At 49.9% G+C, this 26,174-nt stretch carries 26 protein-coding genes; 6 read left to right on the top strand and 20 right to left on the bottom strand.

Going from position 1 to position 26,174, the window contains the following annotated elements:
• Positions 1-66: 66 nt before the first annotated feature.
• Together MKZ15_RS08985 and MKZ15_RS08980 are read right to left on the bottom strand one after the other, a co-directional pair.
• Entirely contained in the window at positions 67-1,329 is a 1,263-nt protein-coding gene (locus MKZ15_RS08985; protein ID WP_339821325.1) for an alkaline phosphatase, read from the bottom strand.
• Positions 1,330-1,417: 88 nt separating this feature from the next.
• Complete coding sequence (locus MKZ15_RS08980; RefSeq protein ID WP_339821323.1) at positions 1,418-2,278, bottom strand: chromosome condensation regulator; 861 nt, start codon at positions 2,276-2,278, stop codon at positions 1,418-1,420.
• A gap of 172 nt (positions 2,279-2,450) precedes the next feature.
• On the opposite strand from MKZ15_RS08980, the gene MKZ15_RS08975 reads away from it, so the two are divergent.
• From MKZ15_RS08975 to MKZ15_RS08965, 3 genes are read left to right on the top strand one after another with little or no spacing between them, the layout of a single operon-like run.
• Positions 2,451-3,248: an SDR family oxidoreductase gene (locus MKZ15_RS08975; protein ID WP_339821321.1), complete on the top strand. Its 798-nt coding sequence runs from the start codon at positions 2,451-2,453 to the stop codon at positions 3,246-3,248.
• Positions 3,245-4,021 (top strand): SDR family oxidoreductase, encoded by a 777-nt coding sequence (locus MKZ15_RS08970; RefSeq protein WP_339821319.1) that lies wholly within the window; start codon positions 3,245-3,247, stop codon positions 4,019-4,021. The genes MKZ15_RS08975 and MKZ15_RS08970 overlap by 4 nt, the downstream gene beginning before the upstream one ends.
• Positions 4,022-4,058: 37 nt before the next feature.
• Entirely contained in the window at positions 4,059-5,447 is a 1,389-nt protein-coding gene (locus MKZ15_RS08965; protein WP_339821317.1) for a mandelate racemase/muconate lactonizing enzyme family protein, read from the top strand.
• Positions 5,448-5,526: 79 nt separating this feature from the next.
• On the opposite strand, the gene MKZ15_RS08960 is transcribed toward MKZ15_RS08965, so the two are convergent.
• The 4 genes from MKZ15_RS08960 to MKZ15_RS08945 all read right to left on the bottom strand — a co-directional run bounded on the left by MKZ15_RS08960 (position 5,527) and on the right by MKZ15_RS08945 (position 9,734).
• Positions 5,527-6,510, bottom strand: a complete 984-nt coding sequence (locus MKZ15_RS08960) for a mannonate dehydratase (RefSeq protein ID WP_339821315.1) — start codon at positions 6,508-6,510, stop codon at positions 5,527-5,529.
• Between the two features lie 25 nt (positions 6,511-6,535).
• The gene (locus tag MKZ15_RS08955) at positions 6,536-7,891 is read right to left on the bottom strand and encodes a sugar ABC transporter substrate-binding protein (protein WP_339821313.1); all 1,356 of its coding nucleotides are present in this window, start codon (positions 7,889-7,891) and stop codon (positions 6,536-6,538) included.
• Positions 7,892-7,953: 62 nt separating this feature from the next.
• On the bottom strand, positions 7,954-8,781 hold the full coding sequence (locus MKZ15_RS08950) for a carbohydrate ABC transporter permease (protein ID WP_155605121.1): 828 nt from the start codon (positions 8,779-8,781) through the stop codon (positions 7,954-7,956).
• Positions 8,778-9,734 (bottom strand): sugar ABC transporter permease, encoded by a 957-nt coding sequence (locus MKZ15_RS08945; RefSeq protein WP_339821311.1) that lies wholly within the window; start codon positions 9,732-9,734, stop codon positions 8,778-8,780. The genes MKZ15_RS08950 and MKZ15_RS08945 overlap by 4 nt, the downstream gene beginning before the upstream one ends.
• A 265-nt stretch (positions 9,735-9,999) precedes the next feature.
• Between MKZ15_RS08945 and MKZ15_RS08940 the strand changes: the two genes are divergently transcribed.
• The gene (locus MKZ15_RS08940; protein ID WP_155605119.1) at positions 10,000-10,905 is read left to right on the top strand and encodes an RraA family protein; all 906 of its coding nucleotides are present in this window, start codon (positions 10,000-10,002) and stop codon (positions 10,903-10,905) included.
• Between the two features lie 46 nt (positions 10,906-10,951).
• Here MKZ15_RS08940 and MKZ15_RS08935 read toward each other — a convergent pair whose 3' ends face one another.
• The 13 genes from MKZ15_RS08935 to MKZ15_RS08875 form a co-directional block, all read right to left on the bottom strand.
• Positions 10,952-12,121, bottom strand: a complete 1,170-nt coding sequence (locus MKZ15_RS08935) for a helix-turn-helix domain-containing protein (RefSeq protein WP_339821309.1) — start codon at positions 12,119-12,121, stop codon at positions 10,952-10,954.
• Positions 12,122-12,168: 47 nt separating this feature from the next.
• On the bottom strand, positions 12,169-12,816 hold the full coding sequence (locus MKZ15_RS08930) for a GntR family transcriptional regulator (RefSeq protein WP_339821307.1): 648 nt from the start codon (positions 12,814-12,816) through the stop codon (positions 12,169-12,171).
• 172 nt (positions 12,817-12,988) lie between these two features.
• A complete protein-coding gene (locus tag MKZ15_RS08925) occupies positions 12,989-14,071 on the bottom strand; it encodes a Gfo/Idh/MocA family oxidoreductase (protein ID WP_339821306.1) in 1,083 nt (360 codons plus the stop codon).
• A gap of 28 nt (positions 14,072-14,099) precedes the next feature.
• The gene (locus MKZ15_RS08920; RefSeq protein WP_339821304.1) at positions 14,100-15,083 is read right to left on the bottom strand and encodes a Gfo/Idh/MocA family oxidoreductase; all 984 of its coding nucleotides are present in this window, start codon (positions 15,081-15,083) and stop codon (positions 14,100-14,102) included.
• Positions 15,084-15,117: 34 nt separating this feature from the next.
• Complete coding sequence (locus tag MKZ15_RS08915) at positions 15,118-16,827, bottom strand: extracellular solute-binding protein (RefSeq protein ID WP_339821303.1); 1,710 nt, start codon at positions 16,825-16,827, stop codon at positions 15,118-15,120.
• 57 nt (positions 16,828-16,884) lie between these two features.
• Positions 16,885-17,805 (bottom strand): carbohydrate ABC transporter permease, encoded by a 921-nt coding sequence (locus MKZ15_RS08910; RefSeq protein ID WP_213621849.1) that lies wholly within the window; start codon positions 17,803-17,805, stop codon positions 16,885-16,887.
• A 31-nt stretch (positions 17,806-17,836) separates the two neighbouring features.
• Entirely contained in the window at positions 17,837-18,745 is a 909-nt protein-coding gene (locus MKZ15_RS08905) for an ABC transporter permease subunit (RefSeq protein WP_155605112.1), read from the bottom strand.
• A gap of 545 nt (positions 18,746-19,290) precedes the next feature.
• The gene (locus tag MKZ15_RS08900) at positions 19,291-20,112 is read right to left on the bottom strand and encodes an SDR family oxidoreductase (protein WP_248553901.1); all 822 of its coding nucleotides are present in this window, start codon (positions 20,110-20,112) and stop codon (positions 19,291-19,293) included.
• 133 nt (positions 20,113-20,245) lie between these two features.
• Positions 20,246-21,232, bottom strand: a complete 987-nt coding sequence (locus tag MKZ15_RS08895) for an oxidoreductase (RefSeq protein WP_339821298.1) — start codon at positions 21,230-21,232, stop codon at positions 20,246-20,248.
• A 69-nt stretch (positions 21,233-21,301) separates the two neighbouring features.
• Positions 21,302-21,940 (bottom strand): SDR family NAD(P)-dependent oxidoreductase, encoded by a 639-nt coding sequence (locus tag MKZ15_RS08890; RefSeq protein WP_339821296.1) that lies wholly within the window; start codon positions 21,938-21,940, stop codon positions 21,302-21,304.
• 23 nt (positions 21,941-21,963) lie between these two features.
• A complete protein-coding gene (locus MKZ15_RS08885) occupies positions 21,964-22,152 on the bottom strand; it encodes an SDR family NAD(P)-dependent oxidoreductase (RefSeq protein WP_339821294.1) in 189 nt (62 codons plus the stop codon).
• A gap of 154 nt (positions 22,153-22,306) precedes the next feature.
• The gene (locus MKZ15_RS08880; RefSeq protein WP_339821293.1) at positions 22,307-23,029 is read right to left on the bottom strand and encodes an alpha/beta fold hydrolase; all 723 of its coding nucleotides are present in this window, start codon (positions 23,027-23,029) and stop codon (positions 22,307-22,309) included.
• Between the two features lie 32 nt (positions 23,030-23,061).
• Positions 23,062-23,703: a DsbA family oxidoreductase gene (locus tag MKZ15_RS08875; protein WP_339821291.1), complete on the bottom strand. Its 642-nt coding sequence runs from the start codon at positions 23,701-23,703 to the stop codon at positions 23,062-23,064.
• Between the two features lie 402 nt (positions 23,704-24,105).
• Here MKZ15_RS08875 and MKZ15_RS08870 point away from each other — a divergent pair, with 402 nt between their 5' ends.
• Positions 24,106-24,714: a nuclear transport factor 2 family protein gene (locus MKZ15_RS08870; RefSeq protein ID WP_339821289.1), complete on the top strand. Its 609-nt coding sequence runs from the start codon at positions 24,106-24,108 to the stop codon at positions 24,712-24,714.
• 76 nt (positions 24,715-24,790) lie between these two features.
• Here the strand turns inward: MKZ15_RS08870 and MKZ15_RS08865 are convergent, their stop codons facing one another.
• A complete protein-coding gene (locus MKZ15_RS08865; protein WP_339821287.1) occupies positions 24,791-25,291 on the bottom strand; it encodes a nuclear transport factor 2 family protein in 501 nt (166 codons plus the stop codon).
• A 407-nt stretch (positions 25,292-25,698) separates the two neighbouring features.
• Here MKZ15_RS08865 and MKZ15_RS08860 point away from each other — a divergent pair, with 407 nt between their 5' ends.
• Complete coding sequence (locus tag MKZ15_RS08860; protein WP_339821285.1) at positions 25,699-26,163, top strand: cupin domain-containing protein; 465 nt, start codon at positions 25,699-25,701, stop codon at positions 26,161-26,163.
• Positions 26,164-26,174 lie beyond the last annotated feature (11 nt).

Below are 26,174 nucleotides of genomic sequence, written 5' to 3'. Positions count from 1 at the left end.
GAAGCGATCGATCCAGTTAGTTGCCCAACTGAATGATCGCCTCTTTGGCATAGAACAACGTGCTTATTATGCGGTAAAGCCTAGTGCTTTCATCATCTTTGTGAAGATTTCCGTATTTTCGAAGGCTCCGGTGAACAGATTCGCGTTCTTGCCCATCGCCGTAACCGGAATATCGACCGCCGTATGGCCGGACGTCGTCCAGTCAACAATGAATTGCTCCTTGGAACCCGCGATCGCAAACGGTCCGTCTTCCTTGGAGATCGCATCTCCGGATTCATCCTCCGCATCAACCGACTCGATCGAAAGGCCGCCGGTTTCATGGTCGGCCAGGACCAATACGAGCGTATCCGGGTTTTTCTTGGCGAATTCCTTGGCGACTTGCACGGCTTTATCCAGCTGTTGACCGGCTTTAATGGTCAATGCGGCGTTGTTCTCATGCGCCATCTCATCGGTCGCCTCCTCCTCAACCATGAGGAAGAAACCCTTTTTGTTTTGGGACAACGTGTCGATCGCTTTCTTAGTCATATCCGGAAGAGAAACGACCGGGTTATAAATATCGCCGTCCCCTTCTTCTCTTTGCTGGAACATCTCTTCATTCGCGAACAAACCGAGAAGCTTGCCGCTTTTTGCTTTTTGCAGATCCGCTTTATTGTTGACGTAGGTGTAACCCAGTTGTTTGGCTTTGTCGACCAGGTTGCCTTGGGTCCCCTTGCTCTTCTCGGAAGGATCCTCTGCCGGCTCGTCTTGGAACGCGCCCGGGTTACCGGCCGGGAACCAGAAATCCTCGCCACCGCCCAACAGCACATCCACTTTGCTCTTCGTCAAAAGTTGGAGCGCGATATCGCTTTGCGCAGAACGATTCTCCACATGGGCACCAAAAGCCGCTCCGGTCGCGTCCGTCACCTGGCTCGTCGTAACGACTCCCGTGGACAATCCCGCTTGTTTCGCGTATTCCATAATCGTTTTGACCGGTTTCTTGTTGGCATCCATTCCGATTGCGCCATTATACGTTTTGACCCCGCTGGCATACGCCGTAGCGGAAGCTGCCGAGTCGGTTACCGCCGACGTCGAGCTCGTATGTACCAGACCGGCATAAGGCATGTCGTCCATAGCCAGTTTGCCTTTCTCTCCTACCGTAGCCAATCGAATGGCGTTGCGTGCTGCATTCCCCATTCCGTCCCCCACGAACAGGATCACGTTCTTCGTCTTTGAGGAGGCTGCCACTGCCGGACTCGGGGTCTGTGCGGTCAGAATGCCGGTCACCGCTACCGCTGCCGCAGCAGTCACCACAAACGCTGTTCTTAAACGCAAGCTTTTTGCAAGTTTCATAAAGTACGAACCTCCTAAATGTTTTGAGTTTCGTACTCTATGATAAATACCATATATTAAGGAGATGTATGGCGTGTGTAAAATAATGTTAAATGGAAAGCTGCACGCTGCGCCAGCCACTTAATTCGCATTGGCCGTATCTGTTATCCCCGGTAGCGACCACCGTTCCGTCCGACTTTAAGCCAAGGGTATGAGCACAACCCGCAGCTACCGCCACAATATCTTGCCAGCTGCTCACCTCACCTTGGCCATGTTGATTCGATCCCGCCGCCACTACGGTACCGTCTGCTTGAAGTCCGAGGGTATGGTAGCTGCCAGTGGCAACCGCCACAATATCTCGCCAATCACCGATCTCGCATTGATGATGTCTGTTCAACCCCACAGCCACCACGGTGCCATCCGATTGAAGACCGACGGTATGAAGATACCCCGCCGCAACCGCCACGATCTCACGCCAGTTGTTTACATTACATTGGCCATAACGATTATTTCCCGCCATTATCACCGTACCGTCAGATCGGAGTCCGGCGGTATGCCAATCCCCTGCGGTTATCGCTACGATTCCCTTCCAATCGCTTACTTCGCATTGCCCTTCCGCATTCCGCCCCACAGCCACCACCGTACCATCCGATTGAAGGCCGAGGGTCCGGCGCCATCCCGCGGTGACCGCCACGATCTCGCTCCAACCGCTCACCTCGCACTGATGATGCTGGTTCCAACCTGCCGCCACCACCGTACCGTCCGCTTTAAGCCCAACGGTATGCGAATTCCCCGTGTTCGTCGCTATATGTACATTCCCTGCCGCCACCGCCACGATATTACGCCAGTCCTCAACCTTGCATTGTCCATGTTTAGGATCGCCGACAGCGATAACCGTGCCGTCCGAGCGAAGACCGACGGAATGCCGTGGGCCTGCCGCCAGGGTTGCTTTATATAATGTAGGGTCCATGTCTTACCTCCTTGTGTCATGGATTCCGATTGAATTCATCATACGAAAAGCTTCTGAAAGAAATCAAACAAAATCATAAGATTAACGTCTCGAACCCGAGGGCAGCCGAAACTTATGATGAGAGTGTGACATAGCTACCTGCCCTACAAATCGGGTACCCCGGGGGTGATGTATGAATCAACCTGCGCAAGTCGTTCTGATTACGGACGCCGACCATCCCACAGGCAAGGCCATGATCCGCCGCTTCGCCGAGGATGGCGCCTATTTCCTGTTGAACAGTTTGTCTGATGGCACGCTAATTGCCGCCGAGATCGACATGGCTAAAGCGTCTGGATCCAAAGTGATCGTGAAGAATGTCGACCTGAGCGCCGGCGCGAACGCAAGTGAACTTGTTCTGCTGGCCGAGCGGGAGCTCGGTGCGCTTACCGTCCTGATCCATAATAACGATCGGCTCGTCTCTATTTCCGTCGAAGACGGCTCCGAAGCATCGTTTCGCGAGGTAATGAACACCAACGCAAAGTCGGCCTTTTTATGCGCGCAAGCGGCCGGAAAGGCCATGGCGGTACGGGAGTCGGGCAGCATTATCTTCGTCTCGTCCATTCATGCCGAGAAGCCGACCGGCTCCTCCTTCGTCTACAGCGCATCCAAGGGCGCCGTCAAGATGCTGGCCAAAGAAGCGGCCCTGGAGCTCGGGCGGCACGGCATCCGCGTGAATACGATTGAGGCCGGTCTGATCGAAGGCGACGGTGAACGGTTCCGCAGCTCGCTGACGACGCTCTACCGCAGTCACGAACTCAAAGTTCCGAGCGCTCGGCTAGGCACTGCGGAGGATATCGCAAACGTCGCCCACTTCTTGGCTTCAAGGGAGGCGGGATACGTGAACGGCGCGGATATCCGGCTGGACGGAGGGTTCCTCCTGCATTATATGGATCACAAAATGAAACGGCCAAGGAGCGGTGATTCGCCATGAGTCTAACGGGCAAGGTCGCACTCGTAACAGGAGCCGGTACCGGCATCGGCCAGGGCATCGCCATCGAGATGGCAAACAGAGGCGCAAGAATGGCACTCCACTATAACCGGAGCGAGGCCGGCGTTCTCGAGACGAAGAGACGAATTGACGAAGCGGGTGGAAGCAGCTTCATTGTCCGGGCGGATGTCTCGAACCAGAAGGAGATCGCCGCGATGGTTCGCCACATTGAAAGCCGTGCTGGCGATATCGATATTCTGGTCAACAATGCCGCTGTACAACTGAACTACGACCTTTTCAAACAGGATGGCGAAACGTTCGACCTCATGTTCGATACGAACGTAAAGGGCTACTGGCAGTGTATCCAAGCCGTTATTCCCGGCATGAAACGAAAGGGAACCGGACGAATCATCCTGATCTCCTCGGTACATGCCAAGCGGCCGACGGATTTCGATCCGATTTATGCCATGACCAAAGGCGCGATCCGCATGCTCGGGCGGGAAAGCGCGATCGAGCTGGCACCGTACGGCATTACGGTGAACACGATCGAGCCGGGAGCCGTCGATGTGGGCAAATACAACCTCATCTCACCGGACGATCCGGATGCAGAGAAGAAACGGGAGGCGCGGCGCAAGCACCAGCTGGAGAAATTTCCGCTGGGGCGCGTAGGACTCCCGCTTGATGTCGCTCAGCTCGCCTGCTTTATCGCCTCGGACGAAAGCGAGTACATGACAGGCTCCGCTATCCGACTTGACGGCGGAAGCATGCTGCTGTAACGAGGCTGCAGCACACCAACCGATTAGGAGTGATTTCATGGTAAACAAAGAAACGTACGAACAAACGCTGGCCCATGTTCGTACTTCCTCCAGCCCTTCGGAGCTGCGTATCACCGATATCCGCTTCACGGATATCGTCGGCGGTCCGTTTCACAGCAGCTTGATCAAGGTATTCACGAACCAAGGGTTGGTCGGTTTCGGGGAAGTCCGCGACGGCGCAGACAAGGTCTACGCCCTCATGCTGAAGAGCCGGCTACTCGGAGAGAACCCGTGCAATATCGACAAGCTGTTCCGCCGGATCAAGCAGTTTGGCGGGCATGCGCGTCAAGGCGGCGGCGTCAGCGGAATCGAGCTTGCGCTCTGGGATCTGGCCGGCAAAGCGTATGGCGTGCCGATCTACCAGATGCTCGGCGGCAAGTTCCGCGATCGGGTTCGCATGTATTGCGACACGGATGTTGTCGGAAAGGACACCGGCAAAGCGATGGGCGAAGCGCTCAAGAAGCGGATGGAAGCCGGCTTCACCTTCCTCAAGATGGATCTTGGCATCGGCCAGCTCATCAACGAACCGGGGACGCTTAGCGCGCCGCTTGGTTTCCTGGAAGAGATGCGGGAGATCGCGAAACGCCGCTACAGCCGCGACAAAGGTAATCTCACCGAACAGGAGCTTCGTGAAATCAAAAACCGTCACTACGATATTTACAACATCCCTCATCCCTTCACCGGCATTCATGTGACGGAAAAAGGCCTCGACATGCTGGAGCAATATGTCGCGGATGTCCGGTCGGTTATCGGCAGCGAAGTGCCGCTCGCCATCGATCACTTCGGCCATATCGGACTTGAGGACTGCATCAAGCTAGGCAAACGTATCGACAAGTTCAATCTGGCCTGGATGGAGGATATGATTCCGTGGCAGTATACGGATCAATATGCCCGTCTCTCTCGCGCCGTGACGACACCGATCTGTACGGGTGAAGACATTTATTTGAAGGAGAACTTCAAGCCTCTCCTCGAAGCCGGCGGGGTGTCTGTCATCCATCCGGACGTGCTGACGACCGGAGGCATCCTCGAGACGAAAAAAATCGGGGACATGGCGCAGGATTACGGCGTCGCGATGGCGATCCATATGGCGGAGAGCCCCATCGCCTGTCTCGCCGCCGCTCACGTCGCCGCGGCGACGGAGAACTTCCTAGCGCTCGAATACCATTCCTGTGAAGTGGATTGGTGGGACGACATCATCATCGGCAGCCGACTCCCGGATAAGCTGGTCCAGAACGGCTTCATCACCTTGACGGACGCTCCCGGACTCGGGATCGACGATCTGAACGACGAAGTATTGGCTGAGCATCTTCATCCCGAAATCGGCGGTCTCTGGGAATCAACGGATCAATGGAATCATCATTATTCTAACGACCGGCAGTGGAGCTGAGGCTCCTCTGCTTTTTCTTTCACAATAAAAGGATCGTCCTGACGGCGCAAGCCGATCAAGACGATCCTTTTCATTCCTCTTACAGGGTGGCGGAAGCGCGGTTCATCTTGGCCGCCGCCTCCATTAAGCCGGTAATATATCCTACGCCAAACAAACGGCCAAGCAGCTCATACCCCGGGTTCTCATTGTCTTCGCCTTCCATCGTCGGCACGTGGTCCGGCCTGGCCGGGCCGCTAAAGCCAACCTCGTAATACGTCTTCATCGCTTCGAGCATATCCGTCTGACCATCGTCATGGAACGTCTCCTCGAATTTTTCCGGCGTGCCCTTCACGTCACGGAAGTGGACGAAGAATAGCTTCTGCTGGTCAGCGAACTGCCGAATGACTCCCGGTATATCCTCACCGGCCGTCGCAAGAGTCCCCTGGCACAACGTGATGCCGCTATAGGCGCTCGGCACCAGATCGATGGCCCGCTGCAGCGCCGATGCGTTCCGCAAGATCCGCGAGACGCCGCGGATTGGCGTAATCGGCGGATCGTCCGGATGAAGCGCAAGCTTCACCCGGGCGGATTCCGCGACGGGAACGATTTTTTCCAGGAAATAATGGAGGTTCTCCCACAGTTGTTCCTCCGTCACAATTCCGGCTTCCGTGGGCGGCACTTCCGCCATCAGGCTGTGATCGTAGCTGGAGACGAGCGCTCCCCCGCGTGTCCGGGTTGTCGTTGAGGTGCGGAACCAGTTGAATTGAGCCATAAAGTTATAGCAGAGCACGGGAATGCCGGCGGCCCCCATATTGACCAGGAATTGCTGAAAAATCTCGATTTCCTCATCACGGCCGGGCGCTCCCAGCTTAATCTTGTTGCTTGGCGGCATCGATTCGATCACGGACAACGTTAGACCAAAGTCGGCATAACGCTGCTTCATTCGGATCAGCGGCATCAAATCCCAAGGTTTCTCCGTTTTCTCTTCCCACGGGAGCCCGCTGACCGCGTAATTGACGTTCATCTGTTTTGCCAAATGCCATAGCCGGCTTGGCTGGGATGGAAGAAATTCCGCAAGCTGCATGTCGTTATCCGCCTCTTTCTATCGTTTAGTTGCCTGCCTTGGCGACCAGCTCCTTACCGAGCTTATCGATTTTGTTGAAAGCTTCTTCAATGGACTGCTGACCGAACGTCACCGCGTCCATCTCCTTCTTATAGGCATCCACCCATTCCGTAAATCCCGGTGCCGGCGAATAGAACGGCAACGCCTTGTCAACGGACAGATCATAAATTTCTTTACCGAGCTTATCCTTCGCCTCCAGATTCGGTTCTAGCTTCTTGTAGATATCCGGATTGATCGGAATCCCGCGGGTCAAACCAAGCGCATCCCCTGCGGCTTCATCGGTAATAAACCATTTGACGAATTTCTTGGCTTCTTCCTTGTTCTTCGAATTGGTGCTGACGCTAAGGAAGATCGTCGATTGCGCCCAGCCTCCGCCCGCAGGGCCGGTCGGCATATTCACGACGCCCACCTTGCCCGGCATGAGCTGCTCGAGCGCGCTGACCGAGCCGGTTGTTGCGCCCCTCGTCATCACGACCCCGCTTGCCATCGGGTCGGCCTGCGGATCGTTCTCGAGGAAGGCGGCAGACTGCTCCGCCGGAGGAACGATTTTATCCTTGCGGAATTGTTCGTAGGTTTGATAGAACTTCATGAACAGGTCCTTGTCGAGCGTAAACGTCTTCCCGCCGTCAGACATGATCGGCGGTTTCCCCATCGCCGTCTGGTAATAGTTGTAGAAATCCCAGGTTGTCGTGTCGCCGATCGGGTATTTGCCCTCCGGCAGCTTGGCGCGGGCTTCCTTCGCCCATTGGAAGTACTCGTCATAGGTCCAATCTTTATGCGGTAAAGGGATGCCATATTGCTCGAGATCCGCCTTGTTGAAGGCGGTTCCCTGCGCATTCTGGCTCAGCGGGATGCCGTACAGCTTGCCGTCGATCTTCAGGTTCTCGATGACGCCAGGATCGACGATTCCGGTCAGGTCGATATCCGACAGGTCCTCCAGCTGTCCCCGACTTACGTATTCTTGCAAGTAAGCCGCATCCATCTGCAAGACATCCGTCATCGTTTTCGACGCCGCTAACGTCGGCAGCTTCTGCCAATAAGCGTCCCATGCCATATGCTCGGGTTTGAATTTAACGCCGGGGTTTTGCTGCGTATAAAGATCCAAGGCTTTCTGCGTCGCTTCGTGGCGTGCGTCCGTCCCCCACCACATGATGCTGAGGGTCTTCTCTCCGCCGGAGTCTCCATTTCCACCGCTCCCGCCGCCGTTTCCTCCAGAATTCCCACCGGAATTTCCACCTGCATTTCCTCCGGCATTGCCTCCGCCTCCGCCGCCGCAAGCCGTCATTACAAGAAACAGGGCCAGCAGGAGTGCGGCTGCACTCATCCATCTCGATTTGCTCATTGTCGATTTCCCCTTTCCATTTCTCTTAATCAAGCACTTGACTTCAATGGGTAACGCCAAAATCAACCTTTCAGCCCCGTCGTTGCGATCCCTTCCACGAAATGCTTCTGTGCGAACAGGAAGATCAGTGCGGAAGGAAAGACGGACAACAGCGACATCGCGAGCAACTGCCCCCACTGAATCTCAAACTGGTCGATGAATCCCCGGAGCGCCAGGCCAACCGTAAATTTATCAACCGAGCTAAGGTACAGCACCTGCGAGAAGAAATCATCCCAGCTCCAGATGAAGGTGAAGATCGCAACCGTCACGAGTGCCGGCTTGATGAGCGGGAAGATGATCCATACGAAGATGCCATATACGGAAGCGCCATCGATCTTGGCCGCCATGTCCAAATCGCGAGGGATGCCTCGAATGAACTGGACGAGAAGGAAGATGAAGAACGCGCCTCCGCCGAAGAAATGCGGCAGAACAAGCGGCACGTAGCTGTCCACGAAGCCAAAGGAGTTAAACAGGATATACTGCGGAACGACCGTAACTTGGCCGGGCAGCATCATCGTCAGCAGAAGGACCGAGAACCAGAAGCCCCGCAGTTTGAAGTTCAGTCGGCCGAAGCCATAGGCTACGACCGCGGCAGTCAACACACCGCCAAATACGTTCCCAACCTCCATCAGAAGCGTATTGCCGAAGAAATGGGCAAATGTATAATCGCTGGAGTACTGCCACCCGTTGCTGTAGTTCTCCCATAACGGCGTTTTCGGCCAGAGCGTCGGCAAGCTCAGCTCCTCCGTCTTCTTCAGCGAAGCGCCAACCCACCAGATCACCGGATAAAGCATGAGGAGGGAGAATAAAGTCAGAAGCAGATGATTCGTCAGCTTGGACCTAAGCTTCATTTCGACCCTCCCCCTTCCGATTCGTAGAACACCCAATAGCGAGATGCGGCAAAGTTAATGACGGTCAGCAGACCCACGATCGCAAGCAAGATCCAGGCAAGTGCCGAGGCATACCCCATCTGGTAATGCTTGAACGCCTTTTCGTACAAGAACAAGGCGTACACGTACGTGGAATTGACCGGTCCCCCTTTGGTGATGATGAAAGCGGAGGTGAAGGTTTGGAAGGAGCCGATCACGCCGAGAATTAAGTTAAAGAACATGACAGGAGACAACATCGGCAGCGTGATGCTGAAGAATCGGCGGAACTTGTTTGCGCCGTCCACTGCCGCAGATTCATATAACTCCTGAGGGATCTGTTTGAGTCCGGCCAGGAAAATGACCATCGTCGAGCCGAACTGCCAAGTATTCAGCAGAATGAGGGTTCCGAGCGAAGTGTCCGGATTGGTGATCCACCCCATGCCCTGGATGCCAAACCAGGCGAGCACCTGATTGATGTAGCCGTCTAGTCCGAACATATTGCGCCATAAAGCCGCAACCGCAATGCTTCCGCCAATCAGCGAAGGGAAATAAATGGCCGTTCGATACAGATTCATCCCTTTCAATTTCTGATTGAGCGCCATAGCGACGAGAAGCGAAAAAAGCAGCTTGAGCGGCACGGAGAATAGGACGAACGTGAAGGTTACGGTGAGAGATTTCGTAAAGGTTGAATCATTCGTGAAAATGTTGACGTAATTGCTCGTTCCCGTCCAAACCGGATCCTCCAGGAGCGAATAATCGGTGAAAGACAGGTACAACGATTGGGCGATCGGCCATAACGTCAGCAATAGAAAGCCGATGAGCCACGGGGAAATAAAAATATAACCGGCTAGATGGTTTGCACCGGTCTTCGCGCGCTTTCGGACGGCGCGTCCAGCTTTTCCAGCTTCGTTAATCGTATTGGTTTGTGCAGCCATCCTTTTCGATTCCTCCCCTCTTGCGATACACCTTGTGATAAATGTTGTAGTAGTACTACTGTATTCGAAGGCGGTTTCACGATTAAAGGTGACGAAATTATGATATTGTTTGATTTTTTAGAATCCGTGGGTCCCACGGGAAGCGCCGACGACAGCGGTGGAAAAAATTATGATGGGGCGGGGAAATGCCTTAAGAAAGTCGCATCGACAAAACGGCGGCCCTCCCTAACAATAGAGTCATGTTGAACAAAGAGGAGGCGCTTCAATGAAATTCGATAACCCGGAAGATCTCATTCAATTGACTCCGCTGTGGAAGGGCGAACGGTTCGAGAACGGGCGACCTAAGGTGCCGGAAGATGTCCTGCGAAGAATACGAAAAATTACATTGGAGGAAGCATGGGGGCCACTATGGCACCGTGGCTATACGTTTCAGTTCGAAGGCGACTTTAAGATCGTCCATCCCGATCAGGTGATGGTGGGACGGGCCGTAACGGCCGTTATGGTGCCCAAGCGGCCCGATCTGCACGAGACGCTGCTGAATTACGGGCATGAGCAGGAAGGGCGAAGGGGCTTCTTCAACCAGTGGGTCATCGACTCCCTAGTCGAGGATGACGTCGTTGTCGTCGATATGTTCGACAAGATCCATCTCGGCACCTATGTGGGCGGAAACCTGTCTACGGCCATCTCGACCCGAACAAAGCGGGGCGGCGCCGTGATCTGGGGCGGCATCCGCGACAATCAGCAAGTATCCGAGATCAAGAACATTAACGTATACTACCGCGGTAGCGACCCGACGGCCATCGGCGATGTCACGATGGTGGGGATGAACGTGCCGACCCGGATTGGCAAGGCGATTTGCCTTCCTGGCGATGTGGTTCTCGGAACCCCGGCGGGTGTGATTTTCATCCCTCCCCATCTTGCCGAGCTGACAGCGGAGCAGGCGGAGAAATCACAGGTCCGCGACGTGTTTGGCTTCATTCGGTTAAAGGAAGGTGTCTATTCCACCGCGCAGATCGACGCATCCTGGCCCACCGCGCTGTGGGAAGACTTCATCCAGTGGTTCCAGAACGACGAGGCGGCTGCCGAATACCGCCATTTATCCTGGGAGAAGGAGCTTGAGGAGGCGCGCCGGAACGAGCAGGACGGACACCGTTCCGACGTACGTTTATAAGGGCAGAACCAAGAAACAGGAAGCGGACGCTGCGCCGCTTCCTGTTTTATTTGCAAATCGACTCCCGATACTCGCTCGGCGATACCCCAACCTTCTTCTTAAAGATTTGGCTGAAGTAACGGGGATCCTGGTAACCGACTTTCTCAGCGACTTCATAATTTTTCAAATGGGTCGTCCGAAGCAGTTCCTTCGCCTTGTCGATCCGAATATCGGTCAAATGCTCAATAAACGTCTTGCCAGTATTCGTCCTGAAGAGCATGCTCAAATAGGTTGGTGTCATATACACTTTCTGAGCAACGCTCTGCAGCGATGCGCATTGGCAATCCTGCTCCATGTAGAGGATCGTCCTCTTAATGATGCTGCGATGGTTCTCTTTCTGGCCAGGCGAGACGACCTTCCACATCCCGGTTAGAAAAAGGCAGACGTAGTGCTTCAGCTCTTCCAGCGTGCTTAACCTCACAAGCGACGTCGCTTCAAAGGATCTGTAAGCGCCTACATTTTCTTCATCGGCAAGGACCCTTCTTTCCACACCGACCAGCAGTCGGATGGTCAGCTCATACATGCTTTTGACGTCGACCGGCCCCTGCTCCAGTACCGCAAAATAAAACGACTCTACCGCCTCTAAGATTTCCTGTTCCGAAGCCGCCGAGCGGAAACTCTCAACCAACTGTTTTTCCCTCTCTACCGGGTAACGGTCTATCGACTCCAGATGGCGAAGCTCGCCGAAATGGATCATTTGGCCGGTTCCGCTGTAGAACTTGTTCTGTAACGCCCATGAAGCCTGCCGATAGGATAAGTGGATATCGCCCAAATGGCTGCAAGGCTTCCCGACCCCGATATTCACGGGATGAGCGAATTGTTCCAGAAGTACAGCCCGCAGCCGTTCAAGCACCTCCTTGGATACCCACGAGAACAGCAGCCCAATCCGTCCGTCCCCGTCAAGAAAGGCGATACCGTTTGCCGGCATCCGTTGCTGAAGGCTTTCTCGCATGCTCTCCAGATAAGACAGCTTGTCGTGTTCATGATCGGCGGGGGCAGTTGGCTCCAGCAGCGCAATCGTAGGGAAAGTATAGTAAGGATTCAATTGAAGCTTAGCCAAGCTCTCCTTTAAATCCGCCTTCGCATCTGCCGGCCCGGATACAAGATATCGCAGAAGGCGGTCTTTCATCCATGACGTGATCGCCTGGTGGTCCAACAATAGACGTTCATTCAGCATACTCCTTTTCCCCCTTTGGATAGAGAATGACAACTGAAATCCTGGCCTTAATCGAGATGAATGATCTTGTACGCATGCATGTGCTCAATAAATGCTTCCTCCGCAACGTCGCCGTCCCCCGTCCGGAGGGCGTCAATCAGCATCCGGTGCCAATCGGCCAGCATTTCTGTCGTCGAATGCCGATTGGAGATGGCCATGAAGCGCATTACCTTCGTCCGCATATGGTTCCATAGCTCCAAGATGGCTTGATTATCGCAGCGCTTGTAGAAAAAGCCATGAAAGTCCATATCCATTTCCAAAATGCTTAGCGTGTCGCTCTGCTCGACCGCCTCCTCCATCCTTTGAATAATCCGCTCAAGCGCGGCGTAATCCGCCTCTGTAAGCGTTGACATAGACGCGCGAACAGCGAACCCCTCTATGATTTCGCGGAGGACAAACAGATCCCGAATCTCCTTGGATGTAATGTTGGATACGACCGACCCTTTATTTCGAATGCCGGTGATCAATCCTTCCTGCTTCATCCGCTCCAGCGCTTCCCGTACAGGCGCCTGGCTAACCTGGAAATGTCCCGCGATATCCAGCACGATGAGCCGGGTTCCCGGGCAAAGCTCGCCCGTGAGTATTTTTCGTTTGAGCGCTAAATAGATTTGCTCGCTAATGGAATTCACCAGCGGGACGATATCATTGCTCGGCATCCTTGTTTCGTCTCCATTCGCGATAATCGATTATCGATTATCGATAATCCATTTTTTTCTATTGTATGAGGGCACCCGCGCATCTGATACCGGAAATCAATAATTCGTTAGCAAAAAGATCCGCGAAGCTTTCGCTTCGCGGACCGAATGGGACATTCTTTATTTCACATTCTTACTCCTGATCAAAATAGACAATCTTCCCCGTCTCGGCGGATTGATAGACCGCCTCCAGGATCTGAGAAACAATCATCGCTTCCCTCGGTTTAACCAAGGGTTCGATGTCGTTCACGATGCTGTGAATCCATTGTTTGGCTTCATACTCGAAATCGGACATCTTCTCCCCACGGAAAAGTTCCCTTGCATTCGGATCCACATCAAGCTGATTCAAGAACAAGCTTCCGTCCCGCTCGCCGTTAATCCGCAATTTATTGTGGTTGAAATCCGCGCCCCCCTTCGTTCCGCAGAGCAGATTGCCACCGCCGTCCGCAATGTTCAGGGCCCAGCTAGTTTCAATAATGACGGTAGCCCCATTCTTGAATTTCACATATCCGAACGCGGAATCTTCGACCTCGAATTCATTAGGATCCCAAGATCCCCATTCGTTTGCGGCATTTTCGGTATCCTTCAGTTTATGGAAGACGCTGCCGACGACGCTTTCCGGTTCATAGTTATCCATCAACCACAGGATGAGGTCGAGGGAATGGGTTCCGATATCGATCATGGGACCGCCGCCCTGCTTCTCTTTATCCAAAAACACACCCCAGGTCGGTACGCCTCTTCTTCGGGTAGCGACAGCTTTGGCGAAATAGATCTCACCCAGTTCCCCGCCTACGATCATCTTTTTTAACAGTTGGCTTTTGGCGCTGGACCGGCTCTGATACCCGACGGTTAGCTTCTTGCCTGTTCGCAAGTGGGCCTCGTACATCGCTTTCGCCTCCGCACCGGTGACGGCCATCGGCTTCTCGCACATGACATGCTTGCCGCTTTCGAGCGCATCGATGGATATCGAGGCGTGAGAACGGTTCGGGGTTAGCACATGGACGACTTCGATCTCTTCGATCGCTAGCAGATCCTTGTAATCCGTGAACACCTTGGCTTCCGGCGTACCGTATTTTTTCGCCGCTTGCTCGGCTCTTTCCGGGATCAAATCGCAGAAGGCCACCATCTGCACATTCTCCAACTTCGCTAAACTCGGCATATGTTTGTCATTCGCTATCAATCCGCAGCCGATGATTCCTATTTTGACCGTTCGCATCGAATTTCCCTCCCTTGTGTCATTTGAATCATTTGAACTCTACCGTTCGGTTTTCCTGATGGGCAATGTAGGCTGCTTCCAAGAGCTCCGTCAATTTCGTCCCCTCTTCCAGTCCGAAGGGCATTGGTTTATCGTCAAGCACGGCATCCACCCACTGGAGGATCGGAAGCGGTTGCTCTGCTGGGAGTTGTTGAGGTGAAATCCATCCGCCAAAGGGTAGATCGAGCTTCTTCGAAGTGACTTTCACAGTATGATCCGAGATGATCAAAGTGCCCTCGGTACCGTAAATTTCAAGCGCAGAAGGCGTTCGGAACGTAACCAGGCTGGTTTCGACCAGGGCGACCGCGTTATCGGCGAACTCGATAGAGCATTGCGCATTATCTTCCACGGCACGATTCGTGAAATAATGGAACATGGAGTTGATTCGTTTGGGCTTCCCCAAATACCAACTGGCGAGGTACATCGGATGACAACCTAAGTCCATCATGGCCCCGCCCCCGGCTTGCTTCTTATCGTACCAGTACTCCGGGAGCCAATTGTTCAAAGCCCCGTCGTGGCCGTTACGTATGCGCAGAAGCGTAACGTCTCCTAAGATTCGGTCATCGATCAGCTGCTTCACGAACAATTCGTGCGGTCTCGTGCGAGCAGGAAATGAAATGCCGAACTTGACGCCGGCTTGGCGCACCGCTGCCGAAATCCGATCGCATTCCTCCGTGGTAAGCGCCATCGCTTTTTCGGTAAAAATATGTTTACCGGCCTGAGCCGCAGCGACCATGACGTCCGCATGCATACTTGTAGGGGCATCCACCACGACGCCATCGATGTCTTCGCGCCCGAGAAGAGTATCCAAATCCGCCTCAAAATCCGCACCCAATTGGGTTGCCCATTCCCTTCCGCGTTCGGGTTCTTCATCCCAGACGGCCGTGATCTTCACCTTCCCATGGGATTGCAGCTTTCTGGCGTAATCCTCCGCATGCACATGCCATTTACTTAACATTGCAACGTTCAACATATCGTGTCCTCCTTCGTCTTGAGGATGAGTCGAGTTAGAACCCGACATCATCTCGTTCTGCCGCCTTTTGAGCCACAAACTCCGCCATCTCATCCACACCGGCAGCTTTAAACTTGTCTTGCACCTCATGAAGCATTTTTAAAGCTTCTTCATCAGACGCGGCAAACAATGCCTTCTTAAATTCCTCATCAAAATTCAAGCTGCTGGTTTTATCGATGAATTCCTGATAATTAGGCCACTCTCTCGCAAGATAACTGGCACTGACCTTGTCGATGATTTTGATCGGCAATTTGGCCGAAAAGCTCTCCTCCAGCTTTTGCCACTGCGTTTTTTGATCCTCTGGCGTAGGCCAAGTGACGGTATCGGAGAAGGCACCAATGAATCTTCCCGGAAGGTAATTGAGCCCGGCATCTCTCTTCAAATCCGGATTCTCATCGAATTGTTTCTTCACATCCGGAATCCATTGAGGAATCCCATTCTCCAGCGTGTAGTGCGTTCCTTCAATCCCGAAGTACGATAGCAACCTTCCTTCCTCGCTGTTGACATAATCAATGTACCGTAAGGCCGCATCGGGATCTTTGATGTTCGCGCTTAAGAAAAGGACCGGGAAACCGGAACGGCCGGGTTTTTCCACTTGCGTCCGAATTTGTCCGCTCTTATTCTTCATGGGTCCCAGCAGCTCATATTGCATATCCGGATTCGTCTTATACAGCGTTTTGGATAAATCAGGCAACATCGGTTGAGCTCCGAATACGGCGAGCTTGCCCGTAGTTAGCTTCTCGTTTGCGGTTGTGCTCGTATTGCTGAAAGCTTCGAGATCAAACAAACCTTCCGTTAATAACTTCCTCATATATAGCAGTCTATCTTCATGATCCTTGGTTTGCGTCCAGTGGATCAGCTTTCCGTCAACCTCACGGTAGTCCGAAATGTTGTAATCCGTCCAACCCGCAAGGAATTGGCCATAATCCCATCCATTCCACATCGTTCCGGCAGGGATCACCGGCTTTCCGGCAATATCCTTGAACCCGCCGTCTCTGATCTTGACCAATAAATCATAAAGTTCCTCTTGCGTATCAATATCTTCCGCTTTCACATTTAACGCCTTGAGAATATCTCCCCGAGCAAAAAGGCCGTAATTCCAGTTATGAATGCTCTCTGGGGTTCCGTCCGGGGTTTCCGTAGGGATGAGATAGGTTTTCCCTTCAAAATCCGGGCTGTTGAGATCGAACTCGTTGAAATCCTTCGCTATCCCGGTGGTCACAAGTCGTTTCACATTCGGGTACTTATCCAGATAAGGAGTGAGATCCAGAAGTTGCCCTTCCATCGCGGCCTTCTTGATGACTTGCCCTTCTCCCCCTGTGGTCGACCAGAAGGGGGCGTTCACAATATCCGGAACCGTACCGGAGGCAAAGATGGTATTCAGCTTTTCGACCTCGCTTGTCGTGATGGACTCCAGTTTTAAGGTCACTCCGGTTTTTTCCCGGATTTGACTAGCTACGGGGTTATTCTCCTGATCCTGCGGGAAACCGGCTCCGCCCCCGTTCCAAGCACTAAGGAAAGTTAAGGTGACCGGCTTTATTTCCTCCGTGCCCGATTCCTTCACAGTACCTGGCTCACTCGGACCCGTGTTCCCCGTTCCCGCTTCCTCCTTCCCGCCTGATCCCGTACAAGCCGTCAAGGTTGCAAATAGAAGCAAAGCGATCAGCGGAATGCCAAGGACACCCCTCAACTTGTTCTTTCTCATACTACACTCCCCTCTCATTGAACATTTTTATATAAAAGGCTTGGCCTCTTATATCACCTACTCTTTAAGGGAACCTACCAATACGCCTTTCACAAAATACTTCTGCAGAAACGGATACACGCAAATGATCGGTGTCGTAATGATAATGACGAAAGTCATCCTCAACGCTTCCGGAGTGACGCCGCGTAGCTCCATCTGAGATTCGGTCATATTTTGAATCGCAGATCCGCTATTTCCCGACGATGACGTCATCGATTGGAAAGACGCTTCACTGATCATTTTGTTCAGGAACGTCGCTGCAGGCTGTAATTTCTCGTTCTGGATAAAAAATTGTCCGGTGAACCAGTCATTCCACACGCCCACCCCGACAAACAAGGCTATAGTAGCAAGTACCGGCATCGAAAGAGGCAAAACGATTCGGGCGAACACCGATAACTCGCTGGCCCCGTCGATTCGGGCTGATTCCGATAAGGCTTCAGGAATCCCATCGAAGAAGGTTTTCATGATAATCGCATTAAAGAAGCTATACAGGGAGGGCAGAACCAGTACCCAAAACGTGTTCAGAATGTGTAACTGCCGGAACAGGATAAAGGTCGGGATCAGTCCCCCGCTGAACAAGGTGGTAAAGAAAAAGAAGAACACGATAACTTTTCTTCCCGGCAAGCCTTTCCGCGAAAGCGCATAGGCTAACAAAGCCGTCAAAAATACGGATCCGATCGTGACCACCAGGGTTCGAGTAACCGAAACGTAAAACGAATTTAAGATAAGCGGGTTGGTAAACGCCTTTGCATAGTTCTCTAAGGTGAACACTCTAGGAAAAAAATAGATTCCGCCCTTCATCGCATCGTAGCCGTCATTGAATGAAAGGGCTAAGAAATAAATAAAGGGATATAACGCCGTGGCGCAAAAGATTAACAACACCGAATAATTAAGCAGCATATATATTCGATCCGCCGGCGTCAGCCTTTTCGCACCCATGCACACACCTCCTTATGCTCCTCGAAGCCCCTTACCATAGCGATACCTCGCTCACACGTCTTGAAATATGATTGACAGCCACAATAAGCAGTAACGAGATCGCGGATTTAAATAAGCCGATTGCCGTGGAATAAGCGAGTTGCCCTTGTTGGAGTCCTGTTTTCAACACATACGTGTCCAATATCTCGGAAACGCCTAAGGTAGCTGGAGTTTGCATCAGCCAAATTTGGTCAAAGCCCGCGTTCAGGATTCCGCTGAGGGAAAAGATCAGCAGGATCGCGATCGTCGGCGTTAGGCAAGGCAGCGTAATTTTGAATAATTTACTCCATCTTCCCGCCCCGTCGATTTCCGCAGCTTCATACAAATGCGGGTCGATATTCGTTAACGCGGCTAAATAGATGATGGAGCCCCATCCTACCCCTTTCCAAACGTCGGAAATGAGAACCAAAGGATAGAATAACTCCGGCTTCCCCATAAAAAAGATCGGATCCAAACCCATTTGATAGCGAATGTCATTGATCAGCCCTACGTTCGGAGACAGAATTTTTTGGAGTAAAGTCACGACGACAACCCACGAAACGAAGTGCGGCAAATAAGAAATCGTTTGAAACACTCTTTTGATTTTTTCGTGCATCACGGCATTTAACATCAAAGCCAAGATCAATGGAGCTGGAAATCCAAATACAAGTTTCAGGGCACTGATGGACAACGTATTGCGGAGGACTTCGTAGAAACTGGAATCGTGTAAGAACTGTTCGAAATACTTAAAGCCTGCCCACGGACTCCCCAATATGCCCAGGTTGTATTTGAAATCTTTGAACGCTATCAAAATGCCGTACATCGGATAGTAAGCAAAAACCAGAAACCAGATGATAGCGGGAAGCAAAAACAAATAGATATGCCTGAAATACCATACTTTCCTTAATCTATTGGGTACCATGCTCCGATCACCTCCTAGATCATCATCAGGTCGATTCTATAGAACCGCCAATCCATAAACCGGTAGCCTAGTGTTCCCACCCCTCTCTTGCAAGCGGTTTCATTTGGTTGATTATAAATATTCGATATAAATGAATATATTCAATATACTATAAGAAAAATTCCATCATTCTTTGTAAAGCGAAACCTAACACGCGAATTATTACGGAAATTTGGTACTAAAGACCCTCCAACAACCACAAACCATAATGTGTATATTTAATATATACATCGGAGCCTAAGTGTGGCAGATTACCGTCCTGTAGTCGTTCATCCGTACCAATTCATGTTATTATTAATTGGTTTATATAGCTTTCCATAATATTGAATCGACTTCTCTCTGTTGGGGTCATTCCGGAACAAAATACCGTTTAACCAGCAAGGTATTACAACCTTGCCGGTTAAACGGTACGGAGTTGACAGCTTTATACGGTTATATGCTTATCGGTATTTCTTCATCATCCCTGCCCGTATCCGACAAATAGATGGGATAAGTCCCACATGAAGTTAATTATAATTTTTCGCAATAGTTTCCAAATATTGCTCAATCGGAACCGAGTTCCGAAGGGCCATTAGATTCTTGCCAGCTTCACCGACGATTGTCCGGAATTGGGTGCTTGCCCCTGTTGCTTGTGCTGCAATGGCATCCACGATAGTTTGCGGATCGTCCAACTGACTTGGATCAGGATTAGACATCATCGCTTGAACTTTGTCCATATAGTAATCATAGTCTTTAATTCGCTCGTCCTTGTTCCATCGAATGCTATGAGTAAAGTTGTTACCCGTAGAACCGCCTTGTTCAATTAGCCGAAGCTCGATGTTCAGGGGCTTGAGTTCGTAATACAACCCCTCCGTCAAACCCTCAAGTGCAAACTTCGACATATTGTAAAGTGAACCCAGAGGAACTGCCGTTGTGATGCCCATAAAGGAACTGATGTTGATAAACATCCCGCCGCCGACGGCTCGAAAATGAGGCAGGAATTTGCGCATTACATTGATCGGTCCCCGTGTATTCACTGCAAACTGCCAATCGATCGTATCCTCTGTAGCTAACTCAAGTGCTCCGTAAGAACCCATCCCAGCATTATTAACTACCACGTCTACCTTCCCGAAGGCCACAATAGCGTCATTCACGGCAGAATCCACTTCAGCCAAATTCGTAACGTCAAGCTTGAACAGCTTGATATTACTATACTGGGTGAGCTCGTTTTCTTTCTCGGGAGTACGCATGGTTGCAGCGACTTTCCAGCCCATCTTGGCAAAATGAATAGCGGTCAATTTCCCGAGTCCCGAGCTGGTTCCTGTAATAAAAATCGTTTTCGTTTGCATGTAAATTATCTCCTTAGGTATAAGTCCACGCAAGAATTCACGTTGTACTTGGTTCTACTCTTATAGCGAGGCAGTGAAGGGTGGTTGATTGAACTATTTCCCCCATTCCTCTGCGTCAAACTTCAAAGTATTTTTAAATCGTGAATTTATTTCCTGTTAATTTTTCACTTAATTTCCATAGCCGCTCAGCGTCTGCGGGATTGACTGCCCACTCAAATACGCCAGGAGTGTGGGGTTTGTCAGTAATAACCGCAATATCTCCATTCTCGCAGTATACACCGCCCTTTCCGTCTAGTTGAGGATGAACCGCGCACCAGATTAAAGTGGCAGCTCCTTCTTCAATCGTTTTGATTTCATCGTTGTACTCCGTAAAACCGCGTTCTCCTAGTTCGTTTAAAGCGCCCATTGCACGTAATTCGTCATCAGTCAAATGACGGGCTAAATCCGTGAGGATCGTTCCCGGATGAACGGAAAATGCCCGAACACGGTGTGCCTCTCCGCGCATGTCCATCGCTACGGCGAACAAAGCGTTAGCTGTCTTCGACTGTGCATACGCAAGCCATTTGTCATATTCCCGCGTATTGAAGTTGGGATCTTCAAAATGGAAGGCACTTAGTTGTAAGGCGCGTGAGGATACAGAAACAATTCTGGCACCTCCCGCCTTCTTAAGCGCTGGCCATAACTTCGACACAAGCTGGAAATGTCCTAAATGGTTGACCGCTAGATGGGATTCAACCCCTCGCGAATCGCGAGCAAGTGGAGCCGCCATAATGCCTGCGGCATTGATTAAAATGTGTAAAGGACGTCCAGAATCGAGAAATCGACTGGCAAATTCATCAATTGAAACGGGATCAATAAGGTCCAATTGTTCCAGTTCCACACCAGGAATTCCGTTAAGCGCGGCTTGCGCTTTTTCCGGAGTGCGGGCAGGTACAATAACCGTTGCTCCTGCAGTTGCAAGAGCTCTTGCAGCTGCAAGGCCCAGACCGGAATAACCGCCGGTCACGATAGCGATCTTACCCGTCAGATTCTGACCAACTAATATTTCTTTCGCCGTCGTTCTTGGTCCAAAACCAGAGGAAATAGGCCTTTGTTGTTCGAAATGATTTTGCAACTTCATATCTTTAACCTCCATGATGGGCCAGACCACCGCTAATACCAGTCTGCCTAATTACACTACTGTTCTGTATTAGTTTTCCGGGAAATCTGTACTGCGAGAAATGGTTTCCCAAGCGCTGTACTCCGTCTTCAAGTCATCAAGTTTCTGCATGATTTGGTCAAAGGCAGCATTCCCAAGTATAAGTCGATTAGGCTTATCCTCCAGTTCAACCGTCTTTATAATCACCTTGGCTATTCTCTCTGGATCACCCGTCAGTAAGCTATCCCCTTGCTTTTCCAGAAGATCCCTCACTGCACCTGAAGTTTCCGCATAGGCCGGATTACGGACGCTCTGACGGTTCTTCTGCAAAATTCCTGTTTTCATACCTCCTGGCTCCAGTAGCAAAACCTTTATGCCTAGTGGCGTTACCTCTTGCCAAAGAGCTTCCGTCAATCCTTCAACAGCGAACTTGCTCGCGCTATAGTAACCAAGCGATGGCATCGCTACTACTCCACTATTGGAGGAGACATTAACGATTGTACCTTGTTTCCTTTCACGCATGCCCGGAAGAACGGCGCGTATCATTGAAGCGAGACCAAAGAAGTTCGTTTCGAAAAGAGATCGAATCGCATCATCTTCTCCCTCTTCAATTGCGGAACTATAACCAATCCCCGCATTATTCACGAGAACGTCAATCCGTCCAAATTTGTTTTCTGCTTCTTCAACCACTTTCAGGACCTGCTTGGGATCAGTTACATCGAGTGCGGAGCGTGGGCCGTATCCGGAAAACGATCCGCAAGATCCTTGAGAGATTCCAGGTTCCGTGCCGTCAATACAACACGATGACCATGATTCAAAACCGCTTCTGCTAAAGTCCTCCCAACGCCGCTGGAAGTGCCCGTAATTAGCCAAACGGGAATGTTATTTTGTTCCTGCATCATTTGAATACCTCTTTCCGTTTTTTTGGCTTGGTTGCCTCGGTGTTACTATAGCAGTTCTGTTTTTTCATATAAGAAGGCACTTTTTTTAAACATGCTTTAGAAAAATAAAGCCTGAAATTATTGCGCATTGTTTTGGTTTATATTAATGAATGACTTATTTTGTTAGCTGAATCAAATGAGAAGTTAATTCTTCCGAATGCGAGAAGAATGGCGAATGATCTGAATCTATGGTGATAATTCGTTCGCATGGCACCTTAGAATACATTGCTCGTTGTAATCGAATGGGAATGGCTCTGTCTTTAAGCGCCTCGATGTATACACGAGGTACGGAACCAAATTTCTCATCCGTGAGTTGGACAGGCGTAATCGACGGGATCAGCGGCTCTAGACAAAGCTTTTCTTTTGCATAGGTAAAGTCATCAAACGTACAATCTGCAAAAAAGTGGCTCCGTATCTCTTCATCTCTAAGTCCAATATATTTTTGTTCTTCATCGATAAATACAGCCTTAGGAGCTTCTGGCCCTAGATCTACACTGCCGAATGCATCAAACAAGGTCTGACCGCTCTCCGGAAGAAATGCGCTTAAATAAACCAGCTTTTCGATTTTATGGGGAAGGTACTCCGCAGTCTGGCTAATGACGACCCCCGCCATGCTGTGTCCGACTAAAATAACCTTATCGATCTCCTTCTCTAAAATAGCGCATAGGCGATCCGTATAACTTTTCAAATTAATCTCGGAATTCAGTGTATAATCCAGACCATGACCTGGTAAATCAAACACAATTACTCTATGCCCCTCTTTTTCAAGCATAGGAATAATTCTCTCCCAACACCAAGCACCATGCCACGATCCATGTACGAGTACAAATGTACTCATTTCTATCACTCCTAATAATTAATTACATCAGTTCAGTGTCTTTCTTCGTTCCAAGCTTGCTGCAGTACTTGTATGAACACCTCCGCCGATTGAGCTCCGCTGATCGCATATTTGTCATTAATAACAAAATAAGGAACACCGTGCAATCCTGTTTTCTTAGCTGCATCTTCATCTGCCCTTACCTCTATACTAAATCGATCGCTAGCTAACATCTCTGCTGTATCTACAGCATCCAAACCAGTCTGAACCGCAAGGTCAAGTAATGTAGACACATCTCCAATATGCATCGAATCCGTAAAATACGCCCGGTATAACCTCTCGATCATCTCATCCGCTTTACTAAATTGCTTCGCAAATTTCAGCAGACGATGTGCATTAAATGTGTTAGTCATCTTAGCTGAATCGTAGTTGAATTTAAGACCATCCTGTTCCGCGCGCTTTGAAATTTCCCCAAGCAATGATTTCATATGTTCACGTGTAGATCCATTTCTCGAAGCAGCTATCCCGTAAACATCATCCAACGGATTAATCTCCATGTTTGGGTTCATTTCAAAGCTTCGATAAACGATCTCTACTGCGTGGGGATTTGCAAGCTCATCTAATCCTGTTTCAAGACGACGTTTACCTATATAACAAAATGGACATATCATATCTGTCCAAACTTCTACTTTCATTTTCGCACCTCCTTTGCTTCACGTTGCCTCGGGGTCCACTATATCAGGAATTAATTTCTTGAATAAGAAGGCAATATTTTTTTATATACTTTAAAAAAATAAAGCCGCGGTGATCCGCGACTAATTTTTTCTTAGAATACTGACCATCCCTTACACTTTAATTTAATAAAGTATATTAAAAAAAGTTGCCTTCTTACAATAAATAAAAACTGCTGATATAGTTGTCCTCGGGGCGATTGAAGCTCTAAACTTACAAGAGAGGTTGTTCAACGATGCGACACAAAACATTATTCATCCACCTGTAGTTCATCTGGATCATATCGAATATAGTTTTTGACCACATGTCACTTAGAAAAAGAAATATGCTGTGACGAAAAAAATTCAACTAAAGGACGTGTAACAATGCTAACCAATAAAAAGTTTTTTATGAGTCTAGTTGTTTTAGGTGTTCTGATTATTTCCGGATGGTCCGCAAAAAATAATCAGGAGCACGTTGTTCACGCAGCAGATCAAAATCTTCAAGAGCTGCAAGCAAAAATTAATGAACTTGAAGAAAAATATCAACGCTTAGAGGACATTGAGCAAATCAAGCAGGTAAAGGCACGTTATTTCCGTTTTGTAGATGAAAAAAAATGGACGGACCTTGCAACCCTCTTTACAGATGATGCTAAGATTATAGCTGATGGAGCCGAATATCCTGGCGGAGGACCGGCATTTGCTAAGATGATCGGAGATCTTGTAGGTGATGCACCAACCGTTCATCATGGTCATATGCCTGAGATTGAGATAATTGACAAAGATAACGCGAAGGCGGTTTGGGCTATGGAGGATTTATTGACCTTCCCTGATAAAAAAGGTTCTCCTCCAGGGCACAACGGATACGGTCAATATCATGAAACTTACAGAAAAGTGAATGGTGTCTGGAAAATCAGCAGTATGGAGCTGACACGGTTCCGCATGGATCCCCTGAAAAACTGGGATCCCAACACGGACCCTGTAACCGGTAAGTAATATACGATAGCTGAGTGATCAAACGAAACCCCGACAACACTTTTTACGAGTGTTATCGGGGTTTTGCTAAACCCATTTATTTGGTATCTTTCTCAAGGTCCCAATGCTCGAGAGGGTCCATCCGGAATCGAGTCAGGATCAAACTGCTGATTTTCCAATCTCCGTTCACACGACGATAAGTCTCTCTATATTGACCATAACCGTTATGGCCTTCAGGTACTCCTTCTTTGTTTGCTGGGAATGTAAACAAATCCTCCATTGCCCAGATTCCTTGAGCATTATCATCGTCGATAAATTCAATTTCTGGCATATGACCATGGTGTACCGAAGGAACTGCTTCAACCATACTATTAATCACAGAAGCCATCTCTTGCGAATTTTTGAATAGATAACCATCTGGGTAAATATTGGCGTCTACTGTGAACAGATCCGCAAATCCGGGCCAATTCTTTTCATCAACGAAGCGGAAATAGCGAGCCTTCAGTTTTTTGATTTCTTCAAGATCCTCTAAACGTTTGTACTTCTTTTCGAGTTCACTGATTCTATTCAGAAGAGTATCTTCTTCTTTGATTGACATAATGTCACTCCCTTTTTTATTTTGGTTCTTTCGCAAAAGTAGCCGAACCTTGCATTTACTTTAACAGGTGCGTTTTTTTTTGTAAGGAGGCATATTTTTTATACATGCTGTAGAAACAGGGCACAAACTGTAAAAAAATAAAGTTATCCAATTACGAAAATACGGAAGTTGTCCTAAGCATTACAACATAGCTTTATTTTTATAAAGCACGTATAAAAAAATATCGTTCTTACAAAAAAAACTAACACCTGCTATTGTTTTTGCATGGAGATGGACTCCACGAAATAAATGCATAAAGGAGATGGAGCTTCTTGAGAACTGGTGCTCATCAATGAGTGCTATTTTTCCTCAGATTATATCTGAGAAGGCGGATATCCTCTTAAATAATAAAAAGGATGTTGATCAAAATGACAAAAGCAAGCAATACGAAACCGATAGTCTCACGAGTCGAGAATCTTGAATGGTTTAATACCATGCCAGGAGAAAAAATGGCTATTCGCCTTCACAGCAACCTAGTTGGAGGAACGCTAAGCATAATAGAGGCTAGGGTTCCTGCCTTGATGGGACCTCCAAAGCATATTCATAATGAACGTGAAGAAACATTTGAGATACTAGAAGGGACTTTTCGTTTCCAATGCGGTGACGAGGACTTTATTGCTACGCCTGGGACAACCGTCACTGTTCCACGCGGATTACCACACGTATGGGCTAATGTTGGAACCGAAACGGGACGACTCCTATTCATTTTCACACCTGGCGGGATCGACGATTTTTTCAAAGAAATCAGCAAACACTCACTTGAAGCAATCGTTGACGTTGCGGCAGATAACGATACGATCATTATGGGTCCCCCATTACTTCAAACCCAATAATTAATTTGCAT

Source organism: Paenibacillus sp. FSL R7-0216 (assembly GCF_037969915.1).
In the GTDB taxonomy this organism is placed as follows: Bacteria; Bacillota; Bacilli; order Paenibacillales; family Paenibacillaceae; genus Fontibacillus; species Fontibacillus rhizolycopersici.
The sequence above is the reverse complement of the archived record's forward strand: the minus strand, read 5'-3'. Positions and strand labels throughout refer to the sequence as shown.

Excerpts from the sequence above, each read along its gene's own strand:
- MKZ15_RS08985 (WP_339821325.1), bottom strand. The coding sequence starts at position 1,329 with ATGAAACTTGCAAAAAGCTTGCGTTTAAGAACAGCGTTTGTGGTGACT.
- MKZ15_RS08980 (WP_339821323.1), bottom strand. The coding sequence starts at position 2,278 with ATGGACCCTACATTATATAAAGCAACCCTGGCGGCAGGCCCACGGCAT.
- MKZ15_RS08975 (WP_339821321.1), top strand. The coding sequence starts at position 2,451 with ATGAATCAACCTGCGCAAGTCGTTCTGATTACGGACGCCGACCATCCC.
- MKZ15_RS08970 (WP_339821319.1), top strand. The coding sequence starts at position 3,245 with ATGAGTCTAACGGGCAAGGTCGCACTCGTAACAGGAGCCGGTACCGGC.
- MKZ15_RS08965 (WP_339821317.1), top strand. The coding sequence starts at position 4,059 with ATGGTAAACAAAGAAACGTACGAACAAACGCTGGCCCATGTTCGTACT.
- MKZ15_RS08960 (WP_339821315.1), bottom strand. The coding sequence starts at position 6,510 with ATGCAGCTTGCGGAATTTCTTCCATCCCAGCCAAGCCGGCTATGGCAT.
- MKZ15_RS08955 (WP_339821313.1), bottom strand. The coding sequence starts at position 7,891 with ATGAGCAAATCGAGATGGATGAGTGCAGCCGCACTCCTGCTGGCCCTG.
- MKZ15_RS08950 (WP_155605121.1), bottom strand. The coding sequence starts at position 8,781 with ATGAAGCTTAGGTCCAAGCTGACGAATCATCTGCTTCTGACTTTATTC.
- MKZ15_RS08945 (WP_339821311.1), bottom strand. The coding sequence starts at position 9,734 with ATGGCTGCACAAACCAATACGATTAACGAAGCTGGAAAAGCTGGACGC.
- MKZ15_RS08940 (WP_155605119.1), top strand. The coding sequence starts at position 10,000 with ATGAAATTCGATAACCCGGAAGATCTCATTCAATTGACTCCGCTGTGG.
- MKZ15_RS08935 (WP_339821309.1), bottom strand. The coding sequence starts at position 12,121 with ATGCTGAATGAACGTCTATTGTTGGACCACCAGGCGATCACGTCATGG.
- MKZ15_RS08930 (WP_339821307.1), bottom strand. The coding sequence starts at position 12,816 with ATGCCGAGCAATGATATCGTCCCGCTGGTGAATTCCATTAGCGAGCAA.
- MKZ15_RS08925 (WP_339821306.1), bottom strand. The coding sequence starts at position 14,071 with ATGCGAACGGTCAAAATAGGAATCATCGGCTGCGGATTGATAGCGAAT.
- MKZ15_RS08920 (WP_339821304.1), bottom strand. The coding sequence starts at position 15,083 with ATGTTGAACGTTGCAATGTTAAGTAAATGGCATGTGCATGCGGAGGAT.
- MKZ15_RS08915 (WP_339821303.1), bottom strand. The coding sequence starts at position 16,827 with ATGAGAAAGAACAAGTTGAGGGGTGTCCTTGGCATTCCGCTGATCGCT.
- MKZ15_RS08910 (WP_213621849.1), bottom strand. The coding sequence starts at position 17,805 with ATGGGTGCGAAAAGGCTGACGCCGGCGGATCGAATATATATGCTGCTT.
- MKZ15_RS08905 (WP_155605112.1), bottom strand. The coding sequence starts at position 18,745 with ATGGTACCCAATAGATTAAGGAAAGTATGGTATTTCAGGCATATCTAT.
- MKZ15_RS08900 (WP_248553901.1), bottom strand. The coding sequence starts at position 20,112 with ATGCAAACGAAAACGATTTTTATTACAGGAACCAGCTCGGGACTCGGG.
- MKZ15_RS08895 (WP_339821298.1), bottom strand. The coding sequence starts at position 21,232 with ATGAAGTTGCAAAATCATTTCGAACAACAAAGGCCTATTTCCTCTGGT.
- MKZ15_RS08885 (WP_339821294.1), bottom strand. The coding sequence starts at position 22,152 with ATGATGCAGGAACAAAATAACATTCCCGTTTGGCTAATTACGGGCACT.
- MKZ15_RS08880 (WP_339821293.1), bottom strand. The coding sequence starts at position 23,029 with ATGAGTACATTTGTACTCGTACATGGATCGTGGCATGGTGCTTGGTGT.
- MKZ15_RS08875 (WP_339821291.1), bottom strand. The coding sequence starts at position 23,703 with ATGAAAGTAGAAGTTTGGACAGATATGATATGTCCATTTTGTTATATA.
- MKZ15_RS08870 (WP_339821289.1), top strand. The coding sequence starts at position 24,106 with ATGCTAACCAATAAAAAGTTTTTTATGAGTCTAGTTGTTTTAGGTGTT.
- MKZ15_RS08865 (WP_339821287.1), bottom strand. The coding sequence starts at position 25,291 with ATGTCAATCAAAGAAGAAGATACTCTTCTGAATAGAATCAGTGAACTC.
- MKZ15_RS08860 (WP_339821285.1), top strand. The coding sequence starts at position 25,699 with ATGACAAAAGCAAGCAATACGAAACCGATAGTCTCACGAGTCGAGAAT.